Source organism: Streptomyces sp. NPDC056480 (assembly GCF_042795405.1).
Taxonomy (GTDB): Bacteria; Actinomycetota; Actinomycetes; order Streptomycetales; family Streptomycetaceae; genus Streptomyces.
Map to the genome: position 1 here is coordinate 269496 of NZ_JBHTSA010000001.1, position 12966 is coordinate 282461.

At 71.4% G+C, this 12966-nt stretch carries 16 protein-coding genes, 1 tRNA gene and 1 pseudogene; 6 read left to right on the forward strand and 12 right to left on the reverse strand.

What is annotated here, in order from left to right; genetic code table 11:
• The first annotated feature begins 62 nt into the window (after positions 1-62).
• Positions 63-290, forward strand: a complete 228-nt coding sequence (locus ACFQ79_RS01270; RefSeq protein WP_383578656.1) for a hypothetical protein — start codon at positions 63-65, stop codon at positions 288-290.
• Between the two features lie 113 nt (positions 291-403).
• Here ACFQ79_RS01270 and ACFQ79_RS01275 read toward each other — a convergent pair whose 3' ends face one another.
• Positions 404-1138, reverse strand: a complete 735-nt coding sequence (locus ACFQ79_RS01275; protein ID WP_383578658.1) for a TetR family transcriptional regulator — start codon at positions 1136-1138, stop codon at positions 404-406.
• A 101-nt stretch (positions 1139-1239) separates the two neighbouring features.
• Here ACFQ79_RS01275 and ACFQ79_RS01280 point away from each other — a divergent pair, with 101 nt between their 5' ends.
• A complete protein-coding gene (locus ACFQ79_RS01280; protein ID WP_383578661.1) occupies positions 1240-2178 on the forward strand; it encodes an oxidoreductase in 939 nt (312 codons plus the stop codon).
• On the opposite strand, the gene ACFQ79_RS01285 is transcribed toward ACFQ79_RS01280, so the two are convergent.
• The 5 genes from ACFQ79_RS01285 to ACFQ79_RS01305 all read right to left on the reverse strand — a co-directional run bounded on the left by ACFQ79_RS01285 (position 2165) and on the right by ACFQ79_RS01305 (position 5756).
• On the reverse strand, positions 2165-3028 hold the full coding sequence (locus tag ACFQ79_RS01285; RefSeq protein WP_383578663.1) for a hypothetical protein: 864 nt from the start codon (positions 3026-3028) through the stop codon (positions 2165-2167). The two genes, ACFQ79_RS01280 and ACFQ79_RS01285, sit on opposite strands and share 14 nt — an antisense overlap.
• 50 nt (positions 3029-3078) lie before the next feature.
• Positions 3079-3984, reverse strand: a complete 906-nt coding sequence (locus ACFQ79_RS01290; protein WP_356549621.1) for an RNA polymerase sigma factor SigF — start codon at positions 3982-3984, stop codon at positions 3079-3081.
• 235 nt (positions 3985-4219) lie between these two features.
• Positions 4220-5065 carry an RNA polymerase sigma factor SigF gene (locus ACFQ79_RS01295; protein ID WP_030318136.1) on the reverse strand — a complete coding sequence of 282 codons (846 nt, stop codon included), beginning with the start codon at positions 5063-5065 and terminating at the stop codon, positions 4220-4222.
• A 223-nt stretch (positions 5066-5288) separates the two neighbouring features.
• Entirely contained in the window at positions 5289-5582 is a 294-nt protein-coding gene (locus ACFQ79_RS01300; protein WP_055599441.1) for a Dabb family protein, read from the reverse strand.
• A 9-nt stretch (positions 5583-5591) separates the two neighbouring features.
• The gene (locus ACFQ79_RS01305; protein ID WP_167346861.1) at positions 5592-5756 is read right to left on the reverse strand and encodes a hypothetical protein; all 165 of its coding nucleotides are present in this window, start codon (positions 5754-5756) and stop codon (positions 5592-5594) included.
• A gap of 903 nt (positions 5757-6659) precedes the next feature.
• On the opposite strand from ACFQ79_RS01305, the gene ACFQ79_RS01310 reads away from it, so the two are divergent.
• Complete coding sequence (locus ACFQ79_RS01310) at positions 6660-7103, forward strand: hypothetical protein (RefSeq protein ID WP_383578666.1); 444 nt, start codon at positions 6660-6662, stop codon at positions 7101-7103.
• A gap of 9 nt (positions 7104-7112) precedes the next feature.
• Positions 7113-7664: pseudogene (locus ACFQ79_RS01315) on the forward strand (GAP family protein); the annotation flags it as partial.
• An 85-nt stretch (positions 7665-7749) separates the two neighbouring features.
• Here ACFQ79_RS01315 and ACFQ79_RS01320 read toward each other — a convergent pair.
• The 4 genes from ACFQ79_RS01320 to ACFQ79_RS01335 form a co-directional block, all read right to left on the reverse strand.
• Positions 7750-7834, reverse strand: a tRNA-Ser gene (locus ACFQ79_RS01320).
• 55 nt (positions 7835-7889) lie between these two features.
• Entirely contained in the window at positions 7890-8318 is a 429-nt protein-coding gene (gene tadA, locus ACFQ79_RS01325) for a tRNA adenosine(34) deaminase TadA (protein ID WP_383578754.1), read from the reverse strand.
• 62 nt (positions 8319-8380) lie between these two features.
• Positions 8381-8914, reverse strand: coding sequence for a hypothetical protein (locus tag ACFQ79_RS01330; RefSeq protein WP_319315034.1), 534 nt, complete (start codon positions 8912-8914; stop codon positions 8381-8383).
• 340 nt (positions 8915-9254) lie between these two features.
• Positions 9255-9464, reverse strand: a complete 210-nt coding sequence (locus tag ACFQ79_RS01335; protein ID WP_266967309.1) for a hypothetical protein — start codon at positions 9462-9464, stop codon at positions 9255-9257.
• 93 nt (positions 9465-9557) lie between these two features.
• On the opposite strand from ACFQ79_RS01335, the gene upp reads away from it, so the two are divergent.
• Entirely contained in the window at positions 9558-10193 is a 636-nt protein-coding gene (gene upp / locus ACFQ79_RS01340) for a uracil phosphoribosyltransferase (protein WP_024756127.1), read from the forward strand.
• A 45-nt stretch (positions 10194-10238) separates the two neighbouring features.
• On the opposite strand, the gene ACFQ79_RS01345 is transcribed toward upp, so the two are convergent.
• Both ACFQ79_RS01345 and ACFQ79_RS01350 read right to left on the reverse strand, forming a co-directional pair.
• Positions 10239-10868 carry a LytR C-terminal domain-containing protein gene (locus ACFQ79_RS01345; protein WP_383578668.1) on the reverse strand — a complete coding sequence of 210 codons (630 nt, stop codon included), beginning with the start codon at positions 10866-10868 and terminating at the stop codon, positions 10239-10241.
• A gap of 116 nt (positions 10869-10984) precedes the next feature.
• Positions 10985-11281: a type II toxin-antitoxin system VapB family antitoxin gene (locus ACFQ79_RS01350; protein ID WP_015034993.1), complete on the reverse strand. Its 297-nt coding sequence runs from the start codon at positions 11279-11281 to the stop codon at positions 10985-10987.
• A 96-nt stretch (positions 11282-11377) separates the two neighbouring features.
• Between ACFQ79_RS01350 and ACFQ79_RS01355 the strand changes: the two genes are divergently transcribed.
• Entirely contained in the window at positions 11378-12961 is a 1584-nt protein-coding gene (locus tag ACFQ79_RS01355) for a helicase HerA-like domain-containing protein (RefSeq protein WP_383578671.1), read from the forward strand.
• The last annotated feature ends 5 nt before the right edge of the window (positions 12962-12966 follow it).

A 12966-nucleotide genomic window follows, 5' to 3' on the forward strand; every position in this document is an offset into this window, starting at 1 on the left:
TCCGCAGAGGTGGGGGTACGGGGCTTGGGACCCTCACCCGTACTTCGCTAGGGTCCTGACCCATGGCACACAACCCCCAAGCACCGTACGGCCAGGGCCAGGGCCCCGAGGGCTCCTACGACCCCGCCGGCAACACGCAGATGTTCCGCGCCTTCGTCGACGAGGGCGCCCCGCAGCAGCGGCAGCCGCAGGCCGCGGCCACGTCGGGCGGCCCGAAGGTCGGCCTGATCGTCGGCGTCGTCGCGGTGATCGTCGTCCTGGCGGCCGTCGCCTGGCTGGCCCTGGGCTGACCGACCCGTCCTTCACCGAGCCCCCGGGTGGGCCGGATCCGCGTCACGCGGACCCGGCCCACCTTTCTTTACGCGTGCTCGGCGGGCGCTTTCCGGGAGCCCGGTTCGCGTGCTCAGGGCGTGACGGAGTCCAGGGCGGGCGCGAGTACCGCGAAGGCCTCTCCGATCAGGGTGCCCGGGTCCGCGGCGCGGCCGGCGCCCCCGCCCTCGGTCCGGACGTCCTCGTCCCCGCCCTCGCTCCGGACGTCCTCGCCCTCGCCCTCGCTCCGGACGCCCTCGCCCTCGCTCCATCGGTGCAGTACGGCGTCGAAGGCGGTGAGCGCCATGCCCGCGGCCAGCCGCGGGTAGAGGTCGGCCCGGGGGTCGCGGCCCAGGCGGGCCGCCAGCTCCTCCGTCAGGTCCTCCCGCCACCGCGCCTGGTGCTCCAGGAAGCGGGCGAGCAGGGCCGGGGTGCGCAGGATCAGCCGGACCACCGGCAGGGCGCGGTCGGCGTGGGCGTCGCAGATCGTCAGGGGTACGGAGACGGCGTGCAGAAGCGCCTCGGAGGGGCGCTCCCCGGCGGGCCGGGCGGCGAGGTCCGCGCGCATGTCGGCGCCCATGTCGGCCAGGAACTGGACGACCACGTCCTCCTTGGACGCGAAGTACCGGAAGAAGGTCCGCTTGGAGACCCCGGCGGTGGTCGCGATCTCGTCGACGGTGACGGCGTCGAAGCCCTTGAGGGCGAGCAGCTGGAGGGCCGCCTCGGTGAGTTCGGTCGCGACGAGCTGACGCTTGCGCTGGGCCAGGCTGACGGATGCGGGGCCGGCGGCTCGGCCGGGACCGGGGGTGACGTCGGGGCGGGTGCTCACGGTCGGAATCGTAACGCGGTGCCCTCGACGACACCAGGACACTTCCATGGCACCCAAGTGCATGCTTGACACTCGGTGACACAGGCGGCAGCGTGTGCCGTATGACCAAGAAGCAGCGCTGGACCGCCGACCGGATACCGGACCAGACCGGGCGGCTCTTCGTCGTCACCGGGGCCAACAGCGGACTCGGCCTCGCCACCACCCGTGAGCTCGCCCGCCGGGGCGGCCGCGTGATCCTCGCCGCACGGGACGAGGAGAAGGGACGCCGTGCCGTCGACGAGCTCGTCGCGGCCGGGATCGCGCCCGGCCTGCTCGCCGTACGCCCGCTCGACCTCGCGGACCTCCACTCGGTACGCGCCTTCGCCGGCCGGCTGCGCGAGGAGCATCCCCGGCTGGACGTCCTCGTCAACAACGCGGGAGTGATGGCGCCGCCCCGCACGCTGAGCCCCCAGGGCCACGAGGTCCAGTTCGCCGCCAACCACCTCGGCCACTTCGCGCTCACCGGGCTGCTGCTCGACCTGCTCGCCGCCGGCCGGGACCCCCGGGTGGTCACGGTCAGCTCGATCAACCACCGTCAGGGCCGCCTCCACCTCGACGACCTCACCGGCGAGCGCGGCTACGCGCCCATGGCCTTCTACAACCAGTCCAAGTTCGCCAACGCCGTCTTCGGGCAGGAGCTGCACCGCCGCCTGAGCGCGTCCGGCAGCCCGGTCCTGAGCGTCCTCGCCCACCCCGGCTACACGGCGACCCGGCTCCAGACCCGGGACACCTCAGGCCTGGTGAAGCTGGTCTTCGGTCGCATCGGCAACCCGCTGCTCGCCCAGCGCCCCGAGCGGGGCGCGCTCCCGCAGCTGTACGCGGCGACCGAACCGGACCTGGAGGGCGGCGAGTTCATCGGACCCGACGGCGTGGGCGAGCTGCGCGGCGCACCCACGCGGGTACGTCTCTCGGCAGCGGCGTCCGACCCCGGGACGGGTCGCGCGCTGTGGGAGCTCTCGGAGGGCCTGACCGAGGTGAACTTCCCCGTCACCGCCAGGTAGCGGAGACCTTCCGGGTGTCGATCCGCATCCCGAGCGGCACCCGCCAGGAGTCCACGCACACCGTGTACGTCTCCGTCCGCGCCGCTCCTGCGGCGATCGGCGCGGGCAGCGGCTGGGTGGACGTGAGCGTCGCCCAGTCGACGCCGAGGGCCCCGATGACATGGGTGGCGAAGGAGACCGTGCCCGAGCGGGCCGCCGTTCCCCCGCTGTTCCGGAAGGTGACCGTCACCTTCTCGCACCAGCGCCGGTCGCCGTCGGCGAGGACGGGCGCGGAGACGGTGACCACGGCGGGCCCGGGGGCGGGCGTCGGCGTGGGTGCCGTGGTCGCGGGGGGCGCGGGGGAGGTGGAGCCGGGCGCGGGCTTCGAGGGCGGTGCGGAAGGCGTGCGGGGAGGTGTGCCGGCGCCGGGAGGCGAGGAGGTACCGCCGGAGCCGGAGCCGGAGCCCGATCCGGAGCCGGATCCCGAGTCCGTGCCCGAGCCGCCCGGTGCGGTCGTGCCCGACCCCGTACCCGATCCCGATCCCGTGCCCGACCCCGTACTCGATCCGGCGTCGGAGGACCCGGGTGAGCCCGGGGGTGTCGTGGTGCCGTCCGCCGGCGGTGGCGTGGCCGACCCGTCCGGGTCCGTGCCCGGTTCCGGTGACGGGGACGACGTGCTGGACGTGTCGCTCGTCGTGGGGCCGTCCAACGGCACCAGGGTGACCGAGCCCGAGGGGGTGCCCGCCGCTCCCGGGGAGGGGCCGGCGCCCACCGCCGCGTACCCCTCGCCGTCTCCTCCGCCGCCACAGGCGGTCAGCGCCCCGCCGAGGCAGAGCGCCACCGCTACGAGTCCGGGCTTCCTTCGCCTCATGACCGCCAGTCTGTCTGACGATCCGTCAACAAGGGAGCCCTTCGCGGAACTCAGTCGGCGATGAGGCCGTCGCGCAGCTGGGCGAGGGTGCGGGTGAGCAGCCGGGAGACGTGCATCTGGGAGATGCCCACCTCCTCGCCGATCTGCGACTGGGTCATGTTGGCGAAGAAGCGCAGCATGATGATCTGCCGCTCCCGGGGCGGGAGTTTGGCGAGCAGCGGCTTGAGCGACTCGCGGTACTCGACGCCTTCGAGCGCCGTGTCCTCGTAGCCGAGGCGGTCGGCGAGGGAGCCCTCGCCGCCGTCGTCCTCGGGCGAGGGGGAGTCGAGCGACGAGGCGGTGTACGCGTTGCCCACGGCGAGGCCGTCGACGACGTCCTCCTCCGACACCCCGAGCACGGCGGCGAGTTCGGGCACGGTGGGGGAGCGGTCGAGCTTCTGCGCGAGCTCGTCGCTGGCCTTGGTGAGAGCGAGGCGCAGCTCCTGGAGCCGGCGCGGGACGCGGACCGACCAGGACGTGTCGCGGAAGAAGCGCTTGATCTCACCGACGACCGTCGGCATCGCGAACGTCGGGAACTCCACGCCCCGTTCGCAGTCGAAGCGGTCGATCGCCTTGATCAGGCCGATGGTGCCGACCTGGACGATGTCCTCCATCGGTTCGTTGCGGGAGCGGAAGCGGGCCGCCGCGTACCGCACGAGGGGGAGGTTGAGCTCGATGAGGGTGTCGCGGACGTAGGTCCGCTCCGGGCTGTCCGCGGCGGCGCCCTCGGTGTCGAGGGCGCGCAGCCTCAGGAAGAGGGAGCGCGAGAGGGTGCGGGTGTCGAGGGCTCCCGACGTGACGGCCATCGGCGGAGGCGTGGCCTCGGCGCTGTCGGTCGCGGTCGGCGCCGTCGTCTGCGTGGGCACGGGAACGGGCGTGAGCGTGAGCACCTTCGAGCTGCCCAGTTCTGTGGACATGCCACCCCCTTGAGGTCGCGGACGGTCGCGGTGGCCGCGACCATCTGAGGAACGCAGCCACCACCTGAATACCGGCGGCGGGGCTGCGGCAAACTCGGTTCCAGCAGAATGTCACATGTCGGCAACACGCTGTAGTGACTTGTCGACAAGCCGAGGGTGTATATCCGCAGGAAACAAGGGGTGTACGGCATTTGGGGCGCCGCAGAACTGCTCCGAACCGGTCTACCCGATTCAGCTACGCCTCGATTCTGTTTGCGGATCTCAAACGCGCGAAGCTGCGGGCGAGGAGCCTTGACACATGCATCTGGGAGACGCCGAGTTCCTGGCTGATCTGGGACTGCGTCAGATTGCTGTAGTAGCGCAGCATCAGGATCCGCTGCTCCCGCTCGGGCAGTTGGACGAGCAGGTGCCGGACGAGGTCGCGGTGCTCGACGCCGGCCAGGGCGGGGTCCTCGTAGCCGAGCCGGTCGAGCAGTCCGGGCAGCCCGTCGCCCTCCTGCGCGGCCTCCAGGGAGGTCGCGTGGTACGAGCGTCCGGCCTCGATGCAGGCGAGCACCTCGTCCTCGCCGATCCGCAGCCGCTCGGCGATCTCGGCGGTCGTGGGGGAGCGGCCGTGGGCGGTCGTGAGGTCCTCGGTGGCGCCGTTCACCTGGACCCAGAGCTCGTGCAGGCGGCGGGGCACGTGCACGGTGCGCACGTTGTCGCGGAAGTACCGCTTGATCTCGCCGACGACGGTCGGCATGGCGAACGTCGGGAACTGGACGCCGCGGTCGGGGTCGAAGCGGTCGATGGCGTTGATGAGGCCGATGGTGCCGACCTGGACGACGTCCTCCATCGGTTCGTTGCGGGAGCGGAAGCGGGCCGCCGCGTACCGCACGAGCGGCAGGTTGGCCTCGATGAGGGCCCCGCGCACCCGGTGGTGCTCCGGAGTGCCCGGCTCCAGGTTCTTGAGCTGCCCGAAGAGCACCTGGGTGAGGGCGCGGGTGTCGGCGCCACGGGTGCTCTGGGGCCGGGGGCGGGGGGTCTCCGCGCCGCCTGCCTCGTGCTGGGGCGGGACCTGAGGCGCTGTACTGGCCGGCACGTTCACGCCACCCCTTTGGCTGGTCTTGCTGGTCGACTGGGTCAACTACGGTCAACTCATCCGTCAAAAGCGGTCATAGCATCACAAGACATGTCCACTGTGTGCAAGCACCGCATACTGACGTGTTGAGGGCATACTGACGGAAAAAGGGGAGGTCACGCGTGGAATCAGGCACGGAAAAGCCCCCCACCTCCACGGCGGGGGGCCTGGTGTCGACCTCGGACTAGAACGCGTAGTCCGCGATCACCCAGGTGGCGAACTCGCGCCACTGGGCGACACCCGCCTGGTGCGCGGGGTGGTCCAGGTAGCGCTGGAGCGCGTCGGTGTCCTCGACGGCCGAGTTGATGGCGAAGTCGTACGCGATCGGCCGGTCCGTGATGTTCCAGTCGCACTCCCAGAAGCGCAGCTCCGGGATCTGGTCGCCGAGTGCGCGGAACGCCTCGACACCGGCGACGACACGCGGCTCGTCGCGTGCGACACCGTCGTTGAGCTTGAAGAGGACCAGATGGCGGATCACGAAGGGCTCCTAGTTGATGAGTTCGGTCATGAACTCGCCGACACCCTGGGCGGCGCTGGAAATGCCCTCGAACCCTACCTGCACGAGATCGGCGGCCCGGGCCGGGGACGTGATGATCGTGTACAGCACAAAGACCGAGACCGCGTAGAGCGCGACCTTCTTCGCCTGCGCCATTGCCAGCCCTCCCCTGTTCCCCCGCCGTACGACCGCGCCACTCTAACCGAGGCTTTATGGACCAAGGGCCCGGCGATCCAGGCCTTTCGCCGTCCCCCGGAAGGGTGACGGCGGAGCAGGATGGATGTCGAGCCCGGAGGATCTGGCAGGAATCGGAAGGGCTCCTGGAACCGGCCCGCACTGCGGGGTCCGCGCCGCGAGCTTCCCCCTGACTGCGGCGCGGGCCGGTAGGACCGGTTCTCATCGGGGGGAGCGGCTTGTCCCCCCGATGCCGCTCCCCCCGTCCTAGCTCCGGGCCGGACCTTCCCGGTCCGGCCCCGAGGCCCTCATCGAAGAGGGCGATTCCCTGGTGTTGCGGGAATGCGGAGGGGAATGCGGAGGGGACGCGGAGGGGAATGCGCCGCGGACCGTCGACGGAGCGGCATTTCCCTGATCGGATTCGGACCGCCGCACAGCGCTTCGCGGAATTCCACCGACGGACACGAGGGCGGCCGCGGCCGGAACCTCGTGCGGCGACTGCGCGGGATCGGGGGAATTCCTCCCCGGCCCATCGAGGTATTCCGCCATGGACGACGTCCCGCATCGTCCGGTTCCGTTGAGCACGCCCGCCTGCGCACCGAGTTCGTCCCGTGGCCGTGGCCGTGGCCGTAGCCGTAGCCCCAGCCCCAGCCGCAGGGCGCCTGTCGGCCGTGGCGGTCACGGGCTCCGGCGGCATCGAGGTGACGATCCTGCCCGGTGTTCGCCGGGTCTCCGGGAATCGGTCTGCCCAGGAAGTCGGTTTTCGGCCTGCCCTCTGCAATTCGGCCATCGGTCCGGGTGTCGAGCACCTCATATGACGTACGGTGGAGCCAAGTTGGCGGTTTCTTTACCCGAGCGCAGACATACCCCAGGGGGATCACAGGTATGAAGCGAATTTTCGGCCTCGCGGCAATCGTCGCGGGCGGAGTGCTGGCCCTGTTCTTCCCGGATCTCGAATTCGGCTGGTTCAAGGGGCGTCCGTTGGGAATCGTCCTGGTCGTCATCGGCGGGATCGAACTCCTGGAGAGCACGCGCCGCCGCAAGCCGAAGGGTCTGGTCGAGGAGCTGCGCGACGACCTCGGGTTCGGTTCGCGGAACCGCGACCGGGACGAGGACCGGGACGAGGACCGGGACGAGGACCGGGACGCGGACCGGGGCGGGAGCCGCGGCAGGGACCACGACCGTGACCGGGACCACGGCAGGGACCACGACCACGACCGTGACCGTGACCGGGACCGGGACCGCGACCACGACCGGGAGATGGTGCGGGAGTCCGACCAGGAGGTGGAGCGGGAGGCGCGGAAGCACCGCGGCCACCCCGGCCTCTGAGCCCGGCCGGTGGGTGACGTCCTGGGCCAGGTCCTTCCCCTGGCCCTGCTCGACACCCTCGGCGTGTCCACGATCGCGATCCCCGTCTGGTTCCTGCTCCTCCCGTCGGGGCTGCGGTACGACCGGGTCTTCGGCTACCTCGCCCTCGTCTCACTCGGCCATCTCGTGCTCGGCCTGGTGCTCCTGAGCACTTTGGCGGCGGTCCGCGCGGACCTGAGGAGCGCGCTGGAATCACCGGCCGGCGACACGGCGGCGGGGCTGGCGGGCGGCGCCCTGCTGCTCCTCGCCGCCTGGTACGGACTGCTGCGCCGGGAGAGGCCCGGCTCCGGCCGGCTCGCCCGCCGGCGGGAACAGGCGGTGGGCCGGTCCTCGACGGCGAAGGGCCTGATCACCGTCTCCGCCCTGGCCGTCGTCCTCGAAGCGGCGACGATGTTCCCCTACTTGGCGGCCATCGGAATCTTGGACGACTCGGCGCTGCCGTGGCCGTCCCGGGCGGCCGTCCTGGCGGTCCACTGCTTGGTGATGGTCGCCCCGGCCGTGCTCGTGACCCTGGCCCGGCTGGGGTCGAAGGACGCGTCAGGGGGCCGGCGGCAAAAGAAGAACCCCCTCCGATCCGTTTCCACGGATCGGAGGGGGTTCTTACCGGCGGTAGCGGAGGGATTTGAACCCTCGGTGAGTTTCCCCACACTCGCTTTCGAGGCGAGCTCCTTCGGCCGCTCGGACACGCTACCGAGAGAGAGCTTAGCCGAAACTCGCGCTGCGATGAAATCCGTATCCCGTGGCAGGTCAGCGGGTGCGGAAGAAGGCCGTGAGCTGCTCCGCGCACTCCACGCCGAGCACGCCCTGGATCACCTCGGGCCGGTGGTTGAGCCGACGGTCCCGTACGAGGTCCCAGAGCGAACCCGCCGCGCCCGCCTTCTCGTCGGGCGCGCCGAACACCACCCGCTCGACCCGCGACTGGACGAGTGCCCCCGCGCACATCACACACGGCTCCAGGGTCACGACCAGCGTGCAGCCCGTCAGGCGCCATTCCCCGGTCGCCGCGGCCGCCCGGCGCAGGGCGAGCACCTCGGCGTGCGCGGTGGGGTCACCGGTCGCCTCCCGCTCGTTGTGCCCGCGGGCGAGCACGGCGCCGCCGGGGCCGAGCACGACCGCGCCGACCGGTACGTCACCGGCCGGCACGGCCGCGTCGGCCTCGGCGAGGGCGAGCCGCATGGCGTCCGCCCACGGGTCCCGAACGGGGTCGGGCTCGGGTACGACAGGTACGGCGCGTGCCACTAGCGGACGGCCTCCAGGACCTCGGCGGCCCCCAGCGCGTCCGCGATCTCCGCGAGCGCGTCGCTGTCGAGCGCCAGCAGATCCGCCGGGGACATGCCGAGGTCCGCCAGGATCAGCCGGTCCCCGACCGGAGCGGCCGGCACGGCCTCGGCCGCGACGCTCGTCTCCTCGTCGTCGTCCGTGTCGCCGTCGAGCGGCTCCCCGTCCTCCGTGCCGTCCAGGTCCAGCGATTCGAGCTCGTCGACGATGTCGTCCAGGTCGTCGCCGAGGATCTCCCGGGTGAGGATCTCCCCGTACGAGGAACGGGCGGCGGCGGCGCCGTCCGAGACGTAGATGCGAGGGTCTTCCTCACCCTCGATCCGTACGATCCCGAACCACGCGTCCTCCTGCTCGATGAAGACGATCACCGTGTCGTCGTCCGAGGCCTCGCGGGCGAGCTCGGTCAGATCCGACAGGGTCTCCACGTCGTCGAGCTCCGTGTCGCTCGCTTCCCACCCGTCTTCGGTGCGCGCGAGCAGTGCGGCGAAGTACACCTGACTCTCTCCCACTGATCAGAGGTGTGACGATCCGGCGGCGCTCACCTGATGCCCCGCCCAATCGGCATCGTGACAGATACGGCGCCCACAGGAGAGGTCTTCGGCTCTTGCGTCGTGCATCAGTCTGAACGACCCCGCTATCGGGCGGGCGTGCGACCCCGGCGCACGCAGGGGGCGCACAGAAGGACGGGACGGGGGCGCGTCCGGGGGCGGACCGGGCGGAAGTCCGCCCGGGGGCCCGGGAGGACTCCGCGGGCCCCTGATGGACTCCTGACGGGCTCCTGACGGGATCCCGAGGTGCTTCGGGCGGGCTTCGAGCCGGCCTCCGGCGGGCTCCTCACCAGCGGAACGTGCGCATGCGCATGGCCTGGCGCATCCGGGCCGCCCGCGCGCGTCGCGGCTGGACGCGCTCGCGCAGCGCCTTCGCCTCGCCGAGTTCACGCAGGAACTGGGCGCGGCGCCTGCGGCGCTCCGCGTCGGTCTCCGGTGCCGGTGTCCGGGCCGCCCCCTCGGCGGCGCCGTCGGCCGGTTCTTCCAGGTCGGGCATCGGCCACTCCACCCCATCGCTGGGTCCCCGTGCCACCCACCTTCCCCCAGTGGCGTGGGTCGATGCCAGTGCGGGGCGGGCTACTGTTGAGTCATGCGTCTCCACGTCGTCGATCACCCGCTGGTCGCCCACAAGCTCACCACGCTGCGCGACAAGCGCACGGATTCCGCGACCTTCCGTCGGCTCGCCGACGAGCTGGTCACCCTGCTCGCCTACGAGGCCACCAGGGACGTCCGGACCGAGCAGGTGGACATCGAGACCCCCGTCACGCCCACGACCGGCGTGAAGCTGTCGTACCCGCGTCCGCTGGTGGTCCCGATCCTGCGCGCCGGGCTGGGCATGCTCGACGGCATGGTCCGGCTGCTCCCGACCGCCGAGGTCGGCTTCCTGGGCATGATCCGCAACGAGGAGACGCTGGAGGCGTCGACCTACGCCACGCGGATGCCGGAGGACCTCTCGGGCCGCCAGGTGTACGTCCTCGACCCGATGCTGGCGACCGGCGGCACGCTCGTCGCGGCCATCCGGGAACTCATCAAGCGCGGCGCCGACGACGTGACCGCGGTCGTGCTCCTCGCCGCCCCGGAGGGCGTCGAGATCATGGAGCGCGAGCTGGCGGGCACCCCCGTCACCGTCGTGACGGCCTCGGTCGACGAGCGTCTCAACGAGAACGGCTACATCGTTCCGGGCCTGGGCGACGCGGGCGACCGCATGTACGGCTCCGCCGAATAGTCGCCGCCGGCTCTCGGCCCCGCCGAAAGGCCCCCAGCAGCTACGTCAGCACTTTCCTGTCGGTACGGGCGCGGGCTTGGTCAGGGCGACCAGGGCCGCGTCCGCCGTCGTCTTCGGGGCCAGGTTCTTGAAGGCGGTCCCGATGATCAGGTCCACGTCCGCCGTGCCCCGGGTGTCCGTCTTCGTCGTGGCGCCCGCGAGCTGGGTGCCGAGGACCGGGAAGACGCCCTTGGTGGCGGTGGTGGCGCCGAGGAGCAGACCGGCGCCGGGGACCTTCTTGTCGTAGGCGGCGGGTGCGTTGCCCACCTTGCCGATCTTGAAGCCGCGCTTCTTGAGTTCGTCCGCGGTCGTCTTGGCGAGCCCGCTGCGCGGGGTCGCGTTGTAGACGTTGACCGTGATCTGGGCGGGCTTGGGGAGGGCGGCCGCGGGTGCGGTCGTCGCGCGGGCGACGGGTTTGCAGTCGGCCTGTTTCCCGGCGGTCGCCTTGGTGCCCTCGTCGCCGGAGAAGACGTCGACGAGCTGGAGCGTGCCCCAGCCGGCCGCGCCGAGCACGACCACGGCGGCGGCGGACGCGAGGATGATCCTGCGCCGGCGGTGGGGGCGGCGCATGCGCGGGTAGACGTCCCCCGTGATGCGGTACTTTCCGCCCATTCCGGGGGGAGTGAGCATGCTCATGAACGCAGCGTAATGCCGCCCGTCGGCGATGCCTACTTGATGATCATGTGATCGCGTCCGGATGGGGGCGAACTGACCCCGAAAGGGTCAGCGCGTGCGGGGCCGGTCGGCGCCGCTCAGTCCATTTCCAGGACGCGGGCGTGCAGCACCTGGCGCTGCTGGAGCGCCGCGCGGACGGCGCGGTGCAGTCCGTCCTCGAGGTAGAGATCGCCCTGCCACTTCACGACGTGCGCGAAGAGGTCGCCGTAGAACGTGGAGTCCTCGGCGAGCAGCGTCTCCAGGTCCAGCTGGCCCTTGGTGGTGACCAGCTGATCGAGGCGGACCGGGCGCGGGGCGACGTCCGCCCACTGCCGGGTGCTTTCCCGGCCGTGGTCGGGATACGGCTTTCCGTTTCCGATGCGCTTGAAGATCACACGGAAAGCCTACCGGGCGAGCGGCTCCCGGCGCAGCCATGCACGGGCAGTGGGATGCTGGTGCGAACCGTGACAAACCGGAATTGGGGTGTCGTGATGAGCGTGAGCGAGCAGCCACCGGCCGCGCTGGGCGGCCCTGCCGCCGAGATCGCCGCCGGGTACGCCTTCGAGGGCGCGGCACTCGATCTGGGGGCACTGCTCTGGGACGGCGCATGTCACCCGGACGCGCCGATCCGCATCCCGCTGCCCGTGCTCAACCGGCACGGACTGGTCGCCGGCGCGACCGGCACCGGCAAGACGAAGACGCTCCAGCTGATCGCCGAGCAGCTCTCGGCGAACGGAGTGCCGGTCTTCCTCGCCGACATCAAGGGCGACGTCTCCGGTGTCTCCGCCCCCGGCGTGGACGGCGAGAAGGTCCGGGAGCGGGCCGCCCAGGTCGGTCAGGAGTGGCGGGCGACGGGCTTCCCCTGCGAGTTCTACGGGCTCGGCGGGACCGGCCCCGGCATCCCGGTGCGCGCCACGGTGACCGGCTTCGGTCCCGTGCTGCTGTCGAAGGTGCTCCAGCTCAACCAGACGCAGGAGCAGTCCCTCGGCCTGATCTTCCACTACGCCGACTCCAAGGGTCTGGAGCTGGTGGACCTCAAGGATCTCCGGGCGGTGGTGGCGTTCCTGGTCTCGGACACGGGGAAGGCCGAGCTCAAGGGGATCGGCGGGCTGTCGACGGTGACGGCCGGGGTGATCCTGCGGTCGATCACGGCCTTCGAGCAGCAGGGTGCGGGCGGTTTCTTCGGGGAGCCGGAGTTCGACACGAGCGAGTTCCTGCGGACGGCGGCGGACGGGCGCGGGATCGTGTCGGTCCTGGAGCTGCCGTCGGTGCAGGACAAGCCGCAGCTCTTCTCGACCTTCCTGATGTGGATGCTGGCGGATCTCTTCAACGACCTGCCGGAGGTCGGCGATCTGGAGAAGCCGAAGCTGGTCTTCTTCTTCGACGAGGCTCATCTGCTGTTCAACGGCGCGTCGAAGGCGTTCCTGGAGTCGATCACCCAGACCGTGCGCCTGATCCGCTCGAAGGGCATCGGCGTGTTCTTCGTGACGCAGACGCCGAAGGACGTGCCCTCGGACGTGCTCGCGCAGCTCGGCAACCGGGTGCAGCACGCGCTGCGCGCCTTCACCCCGGACGACGCGAAGGCCCTGAAGGCGACGGTACGGACGTTCCCGAACTCGCCGTACGACCTGGAGGAGGTCCTCACGGGCCTCGGTACGGGCGAGGCGGTGATCACCGTACTGAGCGAGAGGGGCGCCCCGACCCCGGTCGCGGCGACCCGGCTGCGGGCACCGGAGTCGCTGATGGGCCCGATCGACGCGTCCGCCCTGGACGCGGCGGTGAAGGGCTCGCTGCTCTACGGGCGGTACGCGGAGGCGGTGGACCGCGAGTCGGCGTACGAGAGGCTGACGGCCGAGCAGCAGGCCGCGGAGGCGGCGGCGCTCGAGGCGGCGGCCGCCGAGGAGGCGGAGAAGGCGCGGAAGCAGGAGGGAGGGAGGGCTCCGAAGCCGGAGCCCTCCCTCACCGAGCAGGTGGTGGGCAGTGGGATCTTCACGTCCCTCGCGCGGTCGATCGGCACCCAGCTGGGCCGGGAGATCAGCCGCTCGATCTTCGGCACCGCCCGCCGTAGGAGGTAGCGGGA

Bases quoted from the DNA above. Each gene is read 5' to 3' on its own strand.
- ACFQ79_RS01355 (WP_383578671.1), top strand. From the start codon at position 11,378: ATGAGCGTGAGCGAGCAGCCACCGGCCGCGCTGGGCGGCCCTGCCGCC.
- ACFQ79_RS01290 (WP_356549621.1), bottom strand. From the start codon at position 3,984: ATGTCCACAGAACTGGGCAGCTCGAAGGTGCTCACGCTCACGCCCGTT.
- ACFQ79_RS01335 (WP_266967309.1), bottom strand. From the start codon at position 9,464: ATGCCCGACCTGGAAGAACCGGCCGACGGCGCCGCCGAGGGGGCGGCC.
- ACFQ79_RS01310 (WP_383578666.1), top strand. From the start codon at position 6,660: ATGAAGCGAATTTTCGGCCTCGCGGCAATCGTCGCGGGCGGAGTGCTG.
- ACFQ79_RS01270 (WP_383578656.1), top strand. From the start codon at position 63: ATGGCACACAACCCCCAAGCACCGTACGGCCAGGGCCAGGGCCCCGAG.
- ACFQ79_RS01285 (WP_383578663.1), bottom strand. From the start codon at position 3,028: ATGAGGCGAAGGAAGCCCGGACTCGTAGCGGTGGCGCTCTGCCTCGGC.
- ACFQ79_RS01345 (WP_383578668.1), bottom strand. From the start codon at position 10,868: ATGAGCATGCTCACTCCCCCCGGAATGGGCGGAAAGTACCGCATCACG.
- ACFQ79_RS01305 (WP_167346861.1), bottom strand. From the start codon at position 5,756: ATGGCGCAGGCGAAGAAGGTCGCGCTCTACGCGGTCTCGGTCTTTGTG.
- tadA (WP_383578754.1), bottom strand. From the start codon at position 8,318: ATGCGGCTCGCCCTCGCCGAGGCCGACGCGGCCGTGCCGGCCGGTGAC.
- upp (WP_024756127.1), top strand. From the start codon at position 9,558: ATGCGTCTCCACGTCGTCGATCACCCGCTGGTCGCCCACAAGCTCACC.
- ACFQ79_RS01280 (WP_383578661.1), top strand. From the start codon at position 1,240: ATGACCAAGAAGCAGCGCTGGACCGCCGACCGGATACCGGACCAGACC.